The organism is Metabacillus sp. YM-086, from assembly GCF_048059995.1.
Lineage (GTDB): Bacteria > Bacillota > Bacilli > Bacillales > Bacillaceae > Metabacillus > Metabacillus litoralis_B.
Genome location: NZ_JBLUOI010000021.1, coordinates 12,300 through 28,311 on the forward strand (window position 1 = coordinate 12,300; position 16,012 = coordinate 28,311).

At 37.6% G+C, this 16,012-nt stretch carries 11 protein-coding genes; 2 read left to right on the forward strand and 9 right to left on the reverse strand.

Features of this window, described 5'->3' with window-relative positions; translation table 11 throughout:
• Positions 1–26: 26 nt before the first annotated feature.
• A complete protein-coding gene (locus ACEWK1_RS11145; protein WP_416636253.1) occupies positions 27–707 on the reverse strand; it encodes a response regulator transcription factor in 681 nt (226 codons plus the stop codon).
• A 177-nt stretch (positions 708–884) separates the two neighbouring features.
• Between ACEWK1_RS11145 and istA the strand changes: the two genes are divergently transcribed.
• A complete protein-coding gene (istA, locus tag ACEWK1_RS11150) occupies positions 885–2,276 on the forward strand; it encodes an IS21 family transposase (RefSeq protein WP_416636254.1) in 1,392 nt (463 codons plus the stop codon).
• 932 nt (positions 2,277–3,208) lie between these two features.
• Here the strand turns inward: istA and ACEWK1_RS11155 are convergent.
• From ACEWK1_RS11155 to ACEWK1_RS11190, 8 genes are all read right to left on the reverse strand, one after another.
• The gene (locus tag ACEWK1_RS11155) at positions 3,209–6,742 is read right to left on the reverse strand and encodes a hypothetical protein (RefSeq protein ID WP_416636255.1); all 3,534 of its coding nucleotides are present in this window, start codon (positions 6,740–6,742) and stop codon (positions 3,209–3,211) included.
• A gap of 434 nt (positions 6,743–7,176) precedes the next feature.
• On the reverse strand, positions 7,177–8,490 hold the full coding sequence (locus ACEWK1_RS11160; protein WP_416636256.1) for a UDP-glucose dehydrogenase family protein: 1,314 nt from the start codon (positions 8,488–8,490) through the stop codon (positions 7,177–7,179).
• Between the two features lies 1 nt (position 8,491).
• On the reverse strand, positions 8,492–9,379 hold the full coding sequence (gene galU / locus ACEWK1_RS11165; RefSeq protein ID WP_416636257.1) for a UTP--glucose-1-phosphate uridylyltransferase GalU: 888 nt from the start codon (positions 9,377–9,379) through the stop codon (positions 8,492–8,494).
• A gap of 13 nt (positions 9,380–9,392) precedes the next feature.
• Entirely contained in the window at positions 9,393–10,151 is a 759-nt protein-coding gene (locus ACEWK1_RS11170; RefSeq protein WP_416636258.1) for a glycosyltransferase family 2 protein, read from the reverse strand.
• A gap of 15 nt (positions 10,152–10,166) precedes the next feature.
• Positions 10,167–11,255 carry a glycosyltransferase gene (locus tag ACEWK1_RS11175; protein ID WP_416636259.1) on the reverse strand — a complete coding sequence of 363 codons (1,089 nt, stop codon included), beginning with the start codon at positions 11,253–11,255 and terminating at the stop codon, positions 10,167–10,169.
• Between the two features lie 3 nt (positions 11,256–11,258).
• Positions 11,259–12,395 (reverse strand): glycosyltransferase, encoded by a 1,137-nt coding sequence (locus ACEWK1_RS11180; protein WP_416636260.1) that lies wholly within the window; start codon positions 12,393–12,395, stop codon positions 11,259–11,261.
• A gap of 103 nt (positions 12,396–12,498) precedes the next feature.
• Positions 12,499–13,407 (reverse strand): NAD-dependent epimerase/dehydratase family protein, encoded by a 909-nt coding sequence (locus ACEWK1_RS11185; protein ID WP_416636261.1) that lies wholly within the window; start codon positions 13,405–13,407, stop codon positions 12,499–12,501.
• Positions 13,408–13,435: 28 nt separating this feature from the next.
• A complete protein-coding gene (locus ACEWK1_RS11190; RefSeq protein ID WP_281730480.1) occupies positions 13,436–14,158 on the reverse strand; it encodes a sugar transferase in 723 nt (240 codons plus the stop codon).
• 708 nt (positions 14,159–14,866) lie between these two features.
• Between ACEWK1_RS11190 and ACEWK1_RS11195 the strand changes: the two genes are divergently transcribed.
• Positions 14,867–15,814 carry a LytR family transcriptional regulator gene (locus ACEWK1_RS11195; protein ID WP_416636262.1) on the forward strand — a complete coding sequence of 316 codons (948 nt, stop codon included), beginning with the start codon at positions 14,867–14,869 and terminating at the stop codon, positions 15,812–15,814.
• Positions 15,815–16,012 lie beyond the last annotated feature (198 nt).

Here is a 16,012-nt window from a genome sequence, read left to right on the forward strand (position 1 = left end):
TAACAACAATTCGAGTGTATAATGACTTAATTTCTGTACACCTCCAAGCGGTACCCAAGGCCACGAATGGTTACGATCTTAAAGTCTTTTTCGAACTCTGCGAAACGTTCTCTAATTCGCTTGATATGGACATCAACTGTCCGTTCATCCCCCTCGTAATCAATGCCCCAAATTTGCTCGATGAGATTGTCACGAGTGAACAACTGCCCAATATAGCTACCAAGCTTGTATAATAGTTCAAATTCCTTCATTGGAATCGTTACCCTTCTACCATCCTGATATATTACTTGATATGTTTTGCGATCTAACTCAATGTCTCCAAGATTTATCATATTAGAAGCAGCAATCCGGTATCGTTTAAGAAGTGCACGTACTCGTAGAACTAGCTCAACTGGATCAAAAGGCTTTACCAAATAATCATCTGTACCAAGCTTAAACCCCTTAATTTTATCTTGAGCCTCTCCTTTTGAGGTAATCATTAAGATTGGAATATCGCCTAATTCACGAAGTTCCTTACATAGCTCCCAACCATCTAGCTTAGGCATCATAATATCTAAGATCACTAGGTCCAACTTATGATTCTCTGCATAATTCAATGCCTCTGCCCCATTTGACTTCTCAACAATCTCAAAGCCCTCATCATCCAAATACAGACGAACAAGCTCACGAATATGAGCTTCATCATCAACAATCATAATCTTCGCCAATTAACAAGTCCCCCATCTATTTGATCATATAGTTCATATTCTATTATATTCTGAGAAGTTATTATATGGAATAGATATCCATTTCCCGTCTTGCTAAATTATCATCATCGACTTAATTCTTCTTTTTCAATACCGATAAAGAATATGTATTTCTTTCATTTAAAAAGGAGAATCAATATGACATTATCCAGAACCCAAGAATCACAAATCCTAGATTTACACCTAATCGGTACTGCTCAGCGGGCAATTGCTAAAGAAGTTGCTGTTTGTTTAGATAGTGTAAATAAACGTATTCAGCACTTTAAACAAACCGGTACCACACATATGCCTTATAAAAAGAGAACTTCCCAGTATGACCCCCAAGAAGAAATGATCAGACAAAGAATTCGGTATTATCTATCATTAGAGAAACGTAAAAGTAGATTCACAGTAAATCAATTACATCTGAGTCTACTAAATGACGGTTATATTGTTAAAAAATCTAAAGTAGGACAATGGGTAAGATTTGAGCGAAATCGTTTGAAGGAAAGCTATCTAGATATTTATCATGAACCAGGTGTAGCTGTACAATTCGACTGGGGATCAAAAACAATTAGAGTAAATCAGCGTAACAAACTTATCCATTTTGCAGTGTTTGCTCTACCTTACAGTAATTTTCGCTATGTACATGTTACTGAGAAAATGGATTCAAAGTCTTTCGTAGATGCATTTATCTCTTTTACAAAGCATATCAAATGCGTATTTTCCATTCTACTTATAGATAATATGAAAATTGCTGTAAAAAATCGTTCATTTAGGGAAAACCAAATACAATTAACAGACCTATTCAAACAGCTAGAGAATCATTATGGAATGACGGTACGCCCGTGTACTCCTTATAGACCAAATCAAAAGGGAACTGTTGAAAATGCTGTAGGTACATTAAAACAAGAGATTCACGGTCTTAACCAAGACTATCAATCTATCAAGCATTTACAAAATGAGATTAACATTATCCTTAAAAGAATAAATAATAAAAAGCATCCAAACAAAAATAATACATGTCAGAATCTAATGAAATATGAACAAACGCTTGCAGGCCAAGTACCTTCAAAACATTTCGTTTATTTTCATGAGATTACTAGAAAGGTTAGAAACAATACATTGGTTTCATTTGATGGTAACTATTATTCTGCACCTGAAGAATATAGGGGAGAAAAGGTAACCATTAGATATAATGATAGAACTGTTAAGATTATATCTAGTGAAGGGAAGACCTTAGCTAAATATAGCCGTTGCTACGGAAAGGGATATAGGAAATACAGAGTGTGGAATATGTTATGTATGCACCAGAGGAAGTCAGATGGTTTTGATCAATCCAACCAGAAAAGACAGCTACCTCGCTGGCTAAGAAAACTATATGATCAACATTTTAACCAAAAGGCAGGAGACTACTTTATATTTCTTGAATTAATTAAGAATGTTTCGAGGAATAATGTAAAACGTTTATTAAATTACCACAGAGCTTACGATAAACAGTTAACTCCAATTTCAGCTCTGGATTTTATAGCAAGGTGTGTTAGGAATTAAATCGTTCTTTGATAAGTAAATACAAAAAAAATTTTTTACAAAAATGATGGGCCCCCTTTTTTAACTTTAATAATTTACAAAAAAATCAGATTTTTAGATTCAAAATGATTACCTCTATTGAAAATTGATTAAGCCCCCATCATTCCTTTTGTTCTATTTTTACTATATAAACTGTTCTGGTTTTGGAGAAAAATACCCAGTTAGTTAGAGGTTGTCCACTGGCTCGGTTGCTGTTACGTTTTGTTGTAAAAAAAATATAAAGCAAACTAAACTATATTGCAACTTTTAGATTCCTCTTTTAAGAAAATATGAATTGCCCCTTTATAGATTGTACACATATAGAAGAAACTTCCTCACTTCTTTATTGTTAGTATGATAGAATCACGGTTGGTTACTCTTTATGGTAAAGAAATTCCACATTCAGATTTTACAGCAAAGACAGAAGAAGAATATACTTTATCAATCCTCTGAGAAAGGAAAAATGCCTAAATGGTTAAAAGGACCCTATGAAAAAGTACTCCAAGAGGGATACCGTCAAACTAATGATTAAATGGCATGACGCCTATAAAAAAACTTTATCAATTGATTTAGCACTAGATTTTGCATTTAGGTGCTTATCATATAGATTTTACATGTTCCTTGATAATCCAATAGCCCCAAAAATATAAATGAATTTATCACAACCCCTTTTTTACCTTTCTTTAATTCCGAAATATTCAATTAAATTCAGAAGAAATAAGGTGAGAGTAGCCTTCAACATGACTACTCTCACCTATTTTTGTTCTAATTTACTGGACATCTGTTCTAGTTTTCAAAAACATTATCCATTTATGTCCAGTATATATAATTGAAGAGGCACAGGTAATGTCCCTGTGCCTCTCCACCAATATTTTCAGTATTTGAGAATAAAATACTTTCTAAAATATCTATTATTATTGTAGGTTAGTGTTTGTAGAAGTAAACCCTACAACTTCGCCATTAACATCATAGTAAACTACTAATACTTCATTATAACCACTTGCTACTGAAGCAGTTACATCAAGTGTTGTTACAGTAGCAGGACCAGCAGCAATAGCAGTTGCCCCAGTAACATCAAGAGTATTTTCTAGGTCAGCAACAGTATAAGCACCAGTTGCACGACTAAACACCTTAAACTGAGTAGTTCCCGTTGGAATGTTAGCTGTAGTTACAGTAGCTGTAAACTCGTCAGCATCTTTCTTAGCAACACCAGCAGCATCAGCATCTGCAGCTAAAACAGTTGCCTTAGTTGCAACAGAAACAGTTACAGGAGAAAGGCTAGCATGCTTAAGAATTGCTTGGAACGACTGATTTGCATTGAATACTAAATCATCAGCGAAGTCACTAAATGTTAGAACTCCAGAAGTTACAGCTGTTGCTGAAGTTGTTCCTTGGTCTGCAAAACCAGTTAAGTTTGCGTTAGCAACAGTGACATTATCATAAGCACTAGTTGAATCAGTATTTGCTAAAACATATTTACCAAATTGGTCCTTAACAACTACTACAGTGTTTGCAACAGCTTCTAATGCAGTAAAGTCAGCAACTTCAATTGTACTTACTGCAACCGCATCTGCATCAAGCTTTGTTGGGTTAGCAGCATCAATTGCTACAACACTACCAGCGTTATCAGTTAGATCTGAATCTTTAACTACTTTCATTTCAGTAGCTTTTAATCCATCTTTAGAAATAGTGAATTCCTTTTCTACTACTTGAGCAGCACCAGCGTTAGAAATAGTAAAGCGTAATTTCGCTTTAATATCTTTAACATTACCATTAGCATCAGTATCAAAATCAGTTGTTTCTACGTCCGCACCAATATACCATTTTCCACCGTCATTGAATACATTTACATCAGTAGTTTGAAGGTCTACACCACTTGCAGTTTCTAAAGCAACTACTTCTGGAGTACCAACAATTGAGCTTGCAGGAACGATACTAACTGCGCCATTTGCATCAGTTGCAGTTACATCAAATGAAGCATAATAACCGTTAGCCTTTGCTTCTGCAGCTGTATCTACACCAGTTAATGCTGCGTCTGTGTTAGCATTTCCTAATGAATCTTTAAATAATGGACCAAAATTACTTACACCATAAGTTACTTTAGAAGAGTCGTTTTTCACTACATTAATAGTAGATACTTTTTCTGCAATAGCAACTCCGTCTTTCTTAAGAACCGCTTTAACTGTTGCTGATCCTTCTTTAAGTGCCTTAACAGTTACTACTGGTGAATCAACAGCATCAACAGGTGACTCATCACTAATGATTGATAGTACAGTTGCATCACTAGTTGTGTACTCAACAGTGTAAGCTGATAGTCCAGCTGCTGAAGAATAGATAGTACCGTACTGATCTTTAACATCAAATTTCAAGTCCGCTGTTGCAGATGTTAATAGGTTAGTAGGCATTACAAAGTCTTTTTCTACTTCAACAGAAGATGGTGTTGCTGCATCACTAGCTGTTGCAGTAATTGTTGCCTTTTGACCAGTAGACTTAACTAGTACAGTAATAGTAGCAGATTGACCTTTAGTTGCGCCAGAAACTGGAGTTATTGCAATTTTACCAGCGTTTTCACCTGTTAAGATTAGGCTACCATTTGCAACAGTATTGTTGTCAGTTGAAATTACATAATCATCAGCTTTTAAATCCTTAGTTGCAATAACAGTTCCGTAATTATCCTTTACTGTTACAGCCACATATTGTGCAGTAGTAGTACCAGCAGCAAATGTTACAGCTGATTTTTCAAGAGTTGCTGTTTCTGGTTTGCCAGCATCAGCTTTAACTTCAATTGATACTTTAGAAGTAGCACCAGTTGCTGGGCTGAAAGCAGTAAGTGTTACTGTACCAGCTTTTTTGAACTTAGCAATTTTGATTTTGCCTTCAGAATCAATTGTTACATCAGCAGCATCAAGGATTGCATTATCTGAAGATAAGAATTGAACTGCACCATTTGTTTTATCTGCTGTTTTTAACTTGTAAGTTTCACCAAGTGTGTTTGTAGCAGTGTATTTAAGTTCTACATTTGTAGTTCCAGATGGAGTTAACTTATCTTTTCCAGTTGGAAGAACAACTTCTCCAAGAGAAACAGATCCAACACTAGCAGGTGCTACTACATTTAACGTTTTAGTTGTTGTTACACCATTGTACATTACGGTAACAACTACTTCGTCTTTCAATTCTGCGCCTAAAGCATTAAGTTCAAACTTAAGTCCTCCAAAGTTTGGAAGAGCAGAACCTTTAGTTTTGTTAAATGCTGTTACAGTTAATTTGCTATCATTTGCAGCGATAGTTGCTTTTTCACCATATTGGTTGATGAATTCAACTGCTAATGGAGCAGTAGCTGAATCTTGAAGAGCAGAGTTTGTAATTTTCACTTCTTCAATCTTTTCAGCTTCAACTTTTACAGTGTTTGAAGCTTTTTCTAATCCCTCTACACCAGATACAGTTACAGTGTAGTCTCCAGCGATGAAATTACCAGTCTTCTCTAAAGTAGCTTCAGTTTTAGCTTCGTTCCAAGTAACTTTAACATCTTCAGTTACAGAACCACGCTTAACTTCAAACTTAGCTTTAGTAGTATCAAAAGCTTTACCTGAGAAAGTAACTTGAAGCTTATTAACGTTAATCGCACTTACAGACTCAACTGCAGGAGTTAATAACTCTTCGTAAGCTTCAGTTACTGCAGTTTCAGTAGCACGTAATGCTTCTTCAACAGCAGGAACGTCTGGATATACATCAGTACGGTCAGGGTATAATTCTCTTCCGTCTTCTTTAATTTTAACAGCGCGCTCTTTTAAACGCTCTAATTTAGCCATGTCAGCTTCAACGTTTTCTAAGTTTCCAGCTTCAATGTCTTTTCCAACTTTTTCTAATAGTTCAAATTGAGATACTTCAAAGATGATCGCTTCACGAGAAAGTTTAGCATCTAATAAGAATCCTTCTTGGAAAGCTTCACGAACTGCTTCGCCACGTACTTTACCGATTGTTCTTTCTGCTTTTTTGATTGCAGCAGATAGAGCGTGGTAGTTTTCAACTACGTCTGCATCAAGAGCTTCTTCAGCATCAACGAAGTCTGCAACAGGAGCAGTAGCGTCAGCTAATTCACCAGCTACGATTTTAACTGCATCGATGTAACGAGCAGCGTAAGTTTGTAAGTTTTCAGCGTTTGCTACGCGTGCTTCTAGAGCAGCTTTGTTAGCAGTAGTAGAAGCTACTAAAGCTTTAGCGTTAGCGATCGCTTTCTTAGCAGTGTTATAAGCTGCTTCGAATTCTGGAGTTACTGTTAATTCAGTATTTCCGTAAAAATTAGTTAATGCTTTTGCACTTACTTCTGCTTGTACAACCGCTTGTTCTACTGAAGATGCAGCAGCAGCTCCAGCTGGGTTAGCAGCAACAACAGTTGTTACAGCTGCAGCAGCTGTTAAACCAAACTTTGCGACTTTCTTTTTAGACATTGTGTGTGTTCCCCTTTCGAGTTTTGAAAAATTATTGTTTTTATCAATAGGAGATATAGGTGTATAGCTAAATCCCTATTAATCTACTAACTATTCTAGCTATATTCTCCTGTACATTTAGAAATTATTTCATATTTTAGTAGAAAATTCAACTATTTTTTTAGTTAATTTCTTCTATTTTATGAAAACCTTTCTCCCAGTTGAATACATTACCAATAATATAACATATCTCGGAAAAATTCTAGTACTTTCGACTATTTTTATTTTCCAGTTTCTTGAAGTTTAATATTTCATTAAAATATTAAACTATGTTAACTATGGTAGAGTGCTAGGTAAGATGTATTACTATTCAAAATATATTTTATTTGAATAGCATGTATAAAACAACCTTACACCAATATTATCGACATAAGGTTGCAATTATTTAGTCTTTATTAAGATAAATTTTTAATGGATTTTCTTCCAATTGAGTGATATTCTACCTTATACTTTATCGCTTCTTCTAGATCATAACAGTTTCGACCATCAAAAATAACCGGAATCTCTAACCAGTTCACATAATCGTCAAATTTGATACTTTTGATTTCATCCCACTCTGTCACGATAAAAACAACATCTGCCATCTTCACAGCTTCTTCTGCTGAATTTGTGTAGATCGTTTCTCCTGGTAGTAGTTTCTTCGCATTATCCATGCTTATTGGATCATAACCTACGACTTTAGCCCCTTCTTGCACTAGTTCATGAGCTAAAGTAATCGAAGCTGCTTCACGCATATCATCTGTATTCGGCTTGAATGCTAAGCCTAGTAATGCAACTGTTTTGCCTTCCAGCGAACCAAAACGTTCTTTTGCTTTCTTAAGGAGTAAACGCTGTTGTTCGTTGTTTACCTGGATAACAGATTTTAATAAATTAAACTCATGCTCAACGAAGCTTGCGATTTGGACAAGAGCGTTTGTATCCTTTGGAAAACATGACCCTCCATAGCCTATTCCGGCCTGCAAGAATTTATTCCCAATTCTATCGTCCATTCCCATACCTTTTGCCACATCACTTACATTGGCCCCTAATTTTTCACAAAGGTTAGATATTTCGTTAATAAAACTAATCTTTGTAGCAAGGAATGCGTTTGATGCATACTTAATCATTTCGGCACTTCGGATATCTGTTTTATAGATTGGAATGCCGAATGGCTTGTTTACTTCTTCTATAATAGCCGCTGCTTGCTCTGAATCCGCTCCAATAACAATACGGTCACCATTGAACGTATCAGATACAGCAGAGCCTTCACGAAGGAATTCTGGGTTTGAGACTACTTCAACGTTTACGTCTTTAGTTAGGTACTCTAGAATGATACTCTTTACCCTTTCATTCGTTCCAACAGGCACTGTGCTCTTTGTGACAACCACTGCATCGTTTTGCAGGTTCTGTGCGATGTCTTTTGCCACCTGCTCAATGAAGCGCAGATCTGCCGTACCATCTTCACGCTGAGGAGTTCCTACTGCAATATAAGCCACTTGTGCGTTATTGAAAGCCTCTGCGTGCTTTGTTGTAAAGTTTAGGCGACCCGCTTCATAGTTTTTCACCATAAGCTCTTCTAAGCCTGGTTCAAAGATTGGCGAGATGCCTTGCTTCATTCGTTCTACTTTTGATTCGTCAATGTCTACACATGTGACGTTATGGCCGATATCGGATAGGCATACTCCGGTAACAAGACCAACATAGCCGGTTCCTACTACTGCAATTTGCATATTACCTGCCTCCATTATCTTTGCTGACTACCTCTTTTAAGTACTCATACACTTGATTCTTTAAATCATCGCGTTGCAAAGCAAAGTCAACTGATGCTTTAATAAAGCCGAATTTATCTCCTACATCATAGCGAACACCTGTGAATGGGTACGCTACAACAGATTGAATGTCGTTTAAGATTTTTAATGCGTCTGTTAATTGAATTTCTCCGCCAGCTCCTGCTGGTAGATCATCTAAAATATTAAAAATGTCTGGAGTTAAGATGTAACGACCCATGATCGCATAGTTAGACGGAGCCTCTTCCTTAGCTGGCTTCTCTACTAATGAATCAACTGTAATAACTCCTGGCTTTTGCTGATCTTGTTTAGGAGCGATGATTCCATATTTTGATACATCTTCATCAGGTACAGGCTGAACTCCCACAACAGAGCATTCATATTTTTCATACATATCGATTAATTGCTTTGTACAAGGAACATCCGATTTTACGATATCATCCCCTAAAAGCACCGCAAAAGGCTCGTTTCCGATAAAACGACTTGCACAGTTAATTGCATGGCCAAGACCTTTTGGTTCCTTTTGACGAATATAGTGGATGTTTGCAAGGTTTGAAATTTCTTGAACTTCTGCAAGAACTTTATCCTTACCTTTTTTAGCTAGTGTTTCTTCTAACTCATATGATTTATCAAAATGATCTTCAATTGCACGTTTACCACGGCCACTTACGATCATAATGTCTTCAATTCCAGATGCAACTGCTTCTTCAATAATATATTGAATCGTTGGTTTATCTACGATTGGTAGCATTTCCTTTGGTTGTGCTTTTGTTGCTGGTAAAAATCTTGTTCCTAACCCTGCTGCAGGGATAATCGCCTTACGTACTTTCATGGTATTTCCTCCCCTATTTCAAATACGTTTTTTTAACTGCATTGAACGCATAGCCGGTAAAACTAAACACAGAGCGAAGTAGGCCGAGCTTTTCGACGTCTCGGTAAACTTTCCACGTTTGTTTTGCAGCTTTTACTTTGTTACTAGAAATTGAGCCTGGTACCAATCGGTAATAGGCTAATACCTCTTGAAGGCCATGTGCTTTTATACCTCGTTTTAAAATCGAAAGCCATAGAGCAAAGTCTTGTCTTGTTCTGATGTTCGGCATTTCAATTGGACCTGTTTTTTCTATATTCACAACAGCTGTTAAGCAGCCAATGATTGTATTGCTTAGTAGACCGTTGTAATCGATATTTCTTGGGACATCTATGACGCGGTCGAGCTTATTGCCGTCCACGTCCATTAACTGATACTTTGAATATGTAAACGCGTAATCATTGATTTCCATGAATTCGATTTGCTTTTCGAGCTTAGTAGGCACCCATAAATCATCACTATCAAGGAAAGCAACGTACTTTCCTTTCGCTGCTTTGATGGCCGTGTTACGAGCAACTGCAGCACCGCTGTTTTCTGTTAACTCTATTAGTTTGATTCTGCTATCTTTTTCTGTGTACTCTCGGATGATTTTTCGTGATTCGTCCTTCGAACAGTCATCTACGATTAGCATTTCCCAGTTTTGATAGGTTTGCGCGAGTACTGATTCAATTGTTGCCGGAATAAACTTTGTACTATTGTAAGAAGGTGTGATGATTGATACTAATGGCTTGTCCACGCTTTTCCCTTCCTTCTATAATAAATTCTTTTGATAGAGGGAAACCATATAAGCAGCGTTTTCCTCCCATTGGTAATGCTTTGACACATGCTCGCGCCCAAGCTTCCCCATCTTTTTGCCTTCTTCAGGGTTATGAATGAAGTAAATCATTTTGTCTGCAATCGCTTGTGCATCCTTTGTTGGGATGACGAAGCCAGTTTGTTTGTCTAGCACAACCTCTGGCAGACCACCAACATTTGCAACAACAACCGGAACTTCACAAGCTTGAGCTTCAACTGCCGCAACCCCAAAGCTTTCACTATCAAGAGTTGAAGGCACAAAAAACACATCAAACTCGTTGATTTTATTCGGAACTTGGTCATGCGGAATTTTCCCTGTAAAGGTTGTTTGGTCAGCAATGTTTAACTCTTGAGCCAAATTCTGATATTCCTCAAGCTTTGGACCTCCCCCAACAATTGTGAGGTGGGTGTTTTGATACGTTAGCTCGTCTACTTGCTCTTTAAAAAGAGCATACCCTTGTAGCAGATAACGAATACCGTACTTTTCTGTCATCGTTTTAACAATCCCGAAGTTTATCTTGTCTGAATCGGTACGTACTTCATTTGGCTTAAACACATCAAGGTTTACACCAAACGGAGTTACTTCGATTTTCTTATCTGTATATTGAGCTGTTTCTACCTTCATGACTTCACTCGTTGAGCCAATCATGTCGGCTTTTCCCAATGCATATTTTACCATATATGTATTTAAAGCACCTTCTTTTGGAAAATCAAATATATCCATTCCCCAAACCGAAATCACATACGGGTGAAAATTCGCCAGTGCCCCGATCACTCCGTAGCTCGATACATAGTGAGCATGAAGAATATCCGGTTTTTCCTCTTTTAATATTTTCTTAAGAGTTGATACCGTTAAAAAGTACGTTAATTTATTTGAACCTACATTAAGGTAGCTGGTTTTGACGTTTTTCCAATGCGAACGATCTTGATCATCCTTGTGGCTATCAAAGCTAATGTTGATAATGTCAAAACCTTGTTTATCATAATAATCAAGGAACTTTTTGGTGTGTACGTTGCTTGCTGGTCCTAAGACGGCAATCTTCATCTCTTAGTTCCTCCCTTCTTTTATGCGCAGCATATCGTTTGCCACTTTACGAACTCTTGCATACCAGCTATGGTTTTCCCATGCTTTTAGCTCGATGTTTTGTTTTGTTTGATTGTATGTGTCAGGCTGCAAAAGGTCGAGAATAGCCTTTCCGTATTGTTCTGGATCAACTGTTGACACAGCGCCGAAGCCTTCTTCTTTCAGTAAACGTGCTTGAGCATCACAATCTGTTGCTGCAACAGGCAGGTGGTGTGAAAGGTATTCGAACAATTTAACAGGAACGGCGAAGTCATGGTACGCATTTTTCTCCCTTGGAATTAACGCCAAGTGGGAACGGTCGTAAACTTCGATAAGTTGGTCTCCTGATAAATGGCTCACCTTTAACCAATGATATTGTTCGTACTTATGCATTTCTTGATATTTAGTGTACTCATTTTCACGGCAGACTAATTCAAGATTAATCACATGCTCATTTTCGTTTAGCACTTTGAATGCTTCAAGAAGCATTAGCATCCCAACTTGGTCACTAATTCCACCTACGAAAACTGCTTGATAAGGCTCTTCCAGCTTTAATGAGATATTGTTTCTTCTTTCAACTCTCTCCATACCAGGAGGCAGTTCACTTACTTCACCTTGCCAACCTACATATTTGTTCATTTCTAATGAAGGAAGATAAAGGAGATCAACATACTTCTGATATGTTTTTAACTCTTGCTTATAAACTTGTCTCATTAAATAGCGTAGAAACTTAATTCCTTTTGGCGGTACATACATGTCGTCAAACTTCCAATACACATCACGGTAAAACAAGCTGATTGGAATGTTGTGCTGTTTCAATGTGTTCCAGAAACCGCTGTCTAGCTTTACGTTTTTAGGCTTGCGATCCGGGTCTGTGAACCAGTACGGCATTGTGCTGTTTTCCATGTAACAGAAAAGAGCATTGTTGTAATCGTTACGCGCATGATAATGTTCGATTGCAGCTTGTCTTTCTGACGTTGTTCCAGAAATCACAACTAACTCAAGACTTTCTTCTTCACAATATTGCTTAAATGCTTCAACAATTCGTTTCGGTCTAACACCTGATCCGCTTTTTGGATTTTTTTGCAGTTCATATGGAAAGTACACGAGAATGTGTTTCATCTATTTTGTCCCTCAATTCAACTAGTTTCGTTTTTTCGAACTACGACAAAAACTCCCGCCACTCCTATCTATGGATAGGTTCGTCAAGACGGGAGATATTGTTTTACTTATAAAAATTTAATGTGTTTTGTAGTCCTTCTAGTAGTGATGTTTTTGGATTCCAGTTTAACTGCTCCTTCGTCACTTTGTTGCAAAGGACACTATTACGGATATCTCCGCTTCGTTCTTCTTTATAATTGACTTCCAAGGATGTTCCTGCTGCTTCTTGCATGGTTTCAAAAAGCTTGTTCACAGTAATTTCCTCTCCGGAAGATACATTCAATGTTTGGTTATGCCCCATTGTTAATGCAGAAACATTTGCCGCAGCAACGTCCTCCACATAAACAAAGTCTCTTGTTTGCTCACCGTCACCAAAGATTGTCGGAGCTTTTCCATTTGCTAAGCAATCAGAAAAAATCGCAATAACTCCACCTTCACCGTGTGCATCCTGGCGAGGCCCGTACACGTTAGCATAGCGCAAAATGGTGTAATCTAGTCCAAATGTTTGACTAGCCATTTTTAAATAATATTCAACCGACAGCTTTGAAACCCCATACGGAGATAATGGGCTTGTCGGATGATTTAAATCGACTGGTAGTGAAACAGGATTTCCGTAAACAGCTGCAGATGATGCAAACACCATTTTCTTCACTCCATATTTCTTTGCCAGGTTAATTAAATTTACTGAACCACGTATATTTACGTTTTCATCGTACAATATATCATTTATTGAAGAAGCTACACTAACCTGTGCAGCTTGATGAATAATCGCTTCAGGTTGAAAATCCTGGATGACTTTTTCCATCAAATCACTGTTGATGTCACAATCCATGATTTGCACGCTTGAATTTACATTTCTCTTGTGACCAGACACAAGGTTATCAACCACATATACATCATGCTTTTCTCCAATTAACTTATCGACGATATGTGAACCGATAAATCCACATCCGCCCGTTACAAGAACCTTCATACTAGAGATGTCCTCCTAAAGCCTAAAGCTACCTAGCACCTTCACCTGTAAAGATAACTCTAATTGTCTTAATCGCCGTGTTTAGATCTAATAGAAATCCCATGTTTTTTATATAAATTAAATCATATTCTAATTTTTCTTTCGGTGTAATGTCGTAACCGCCATTCACCTGCGCCCAGCCAGTTAAGCCCGGCTTCACTAATAAACGCATTTTAAAGCCTGGAATGTCACGCTCAAACTCTTCTGTGAATTCAGGTCTTTCAGGACGAGGACCAATTAAGCTCATGTCCCCTCTAATCACGTTCACTAATTGTGGAAGCTCGTCAATACGTGTTTTACGAATAAACGCGCCCACTTTCGTTACACGAGGATCATTCTTACTTGCCCACTGTGCGCCGTTTTTCTCGGCATCTGATCTCATAGAGCGAAGTTTGATCACGTTGAAGTTTTTCCCTTTATAGCCTACACGCTCTTGGAAAAACAATGCATTACCCGGTGATTCCAGCTTAATCAAGATCATCGTGATTAAAACGATAGGGGTAGCGAAGATTAAGCCAATGCTTGCAACTAGAATGTCAAAAAAACGTTTTAAATATAAGTTATATACTGTTTCCTTCGGTATTACGGCTAATCGTTGATATGAACTTGTTTGAAATATTGTTGACTCTGCTCGATTTATTGCCATCCTTATCACCTCAAATACTAAAAACATGGCTATCAAAAAAATAGAGAACCTTCTAGTGGTACTCATATAGTTCAAACACTTTTATTAACAAATCATCATAAAAAAAATATCACTTGGAACGCAAAAGGTCAACAAGAACATTTAGAATTACTGGATAAATAATCCTCAATTTGTCTTTTCTTTTGTCATAGCAGATCAGAGACAGAAGTCCTACAATTACTTATTAATGTAGGTAACCTGAGCTCTTTTCATTCACATATTGTTAAAAAAGTGCTTAACACATTAAGGCAAAATTACTTTTTATACAATTGCCTCAATCAGAATATTTTCTAATCAGCGGGTTAAGCTAGGTTCGTCATCATACACTTCGAACCTTATCTTTCTTTTGTAGCCGTTCCCCTAAGAAACTATACAACATTCCTATCCATCCTACTATTGGAATTTGCAATTTTGAATAGAAAATATGATAAATTTGTGAAACTTGTTTTGCCTAGTTAGCGTCTAACTACTATATAACCCTACATAAGAAAAAAATAACCTTAATTTTTATATAAATCGTCTACCCTACTTGAAAAAGATTCTAAAAGCGGTAAGTTTGATCATACATGTTCTCTCTTCTGAAAATCCAAACTATAAAATAGACTTGTCACCATTATACACAAATCCGACAGGTTCTAGAATGATTTCAACAATTTTTGACAAAAGAGGATTGTGTAACCAGTCCCGGTCGCTCTATAATTTTCTTAGACCTAAAACAAAAAGGATGAACTAGATATGAGAGAAGCTAGAAAAAAGAAGAAAAAATGGCTTTGGATTACCTTAAGCATCATTGGCTTACTTCTCATCAGTGTGGGCAGCTATGCCTATTATATTTTTCAATCAGCAGCCAATACAGTTGAGACCATTCACGAAAATATCGATAGAGAGGTTTCAGAAAAAAGACCGGAACAAGTTGTGTTTACAGAAAAAGACCCAATATCAATTTTGCTAATGGGCGTGGATGAACGTAAGGGTGACGTCGGGCGCGCTGACACTCTCATTTTAATGACCGTCAATCCAAATACAAACTCAACGCAAATGGTCAGCATCCCTCGTGACACACGAACAGAAATTGTTGGCAAGGGCACTCAAGATAAAATTAACCACGCATATGCTTACGGCGGTACCCAAATGGCGATTGATACGGTGGAGAACTTTTTAGACGTTCCTGTTGATTATTTTGTAAAAATCAATATGGATAGCTTTAAAGATACGGTTGATGCTGTTGGCGGTGTTACAGTGGAAAATACATTAGACTTCTCCTATGATGGCCATGATTTTCCTAAAGGCACATTAACTTTAGATGGCGAAGAGGCTTTAGCCTACACACGGATGCGTAAAGAGGATCCCCGCGGAGACTTTGGACGCCAGGACCGCCAGCGACAAGTCATTGAAGGGGTAATGAAAAAAGGTGCTAACATCACTTCGATCACTAAATTTGGTGATATGTTCAACGTTGTCCAAAATAACGTTAAAACGAATTTAACCTTTGATGAGATGTGGGACATTCAAGAAAATTACAAAGAAGCCAGTGGAAATCTCACTCAGTTCCAGGTCGAAGGTTCCGGGGATAAGATTGATGGAGTTTATTATTATATCGTGTCTGAGGAAGATCGTTTGACGTTGTCGGAGCAGCTGAAGGAGCATTTGGAGATTTCGGGGACGACGGCTAGTGTGGAGTAGGTTATTGGGACACGGGGTGGGAGATTGGTCTTGATTGTGTTTCGGTGCTGGGATTATTGAGACTGAGCTTTGGGGGTGGACCTCGTTTGTGTCTCGATATTTGGGTTATCGAGACTGGGCTTGAGCGGTGAACCTCGTTTGTGTCCCGATACTGGGGTTATCGAGACTGATTTTGAGCGGTGAACCTCGTTTGTGTCC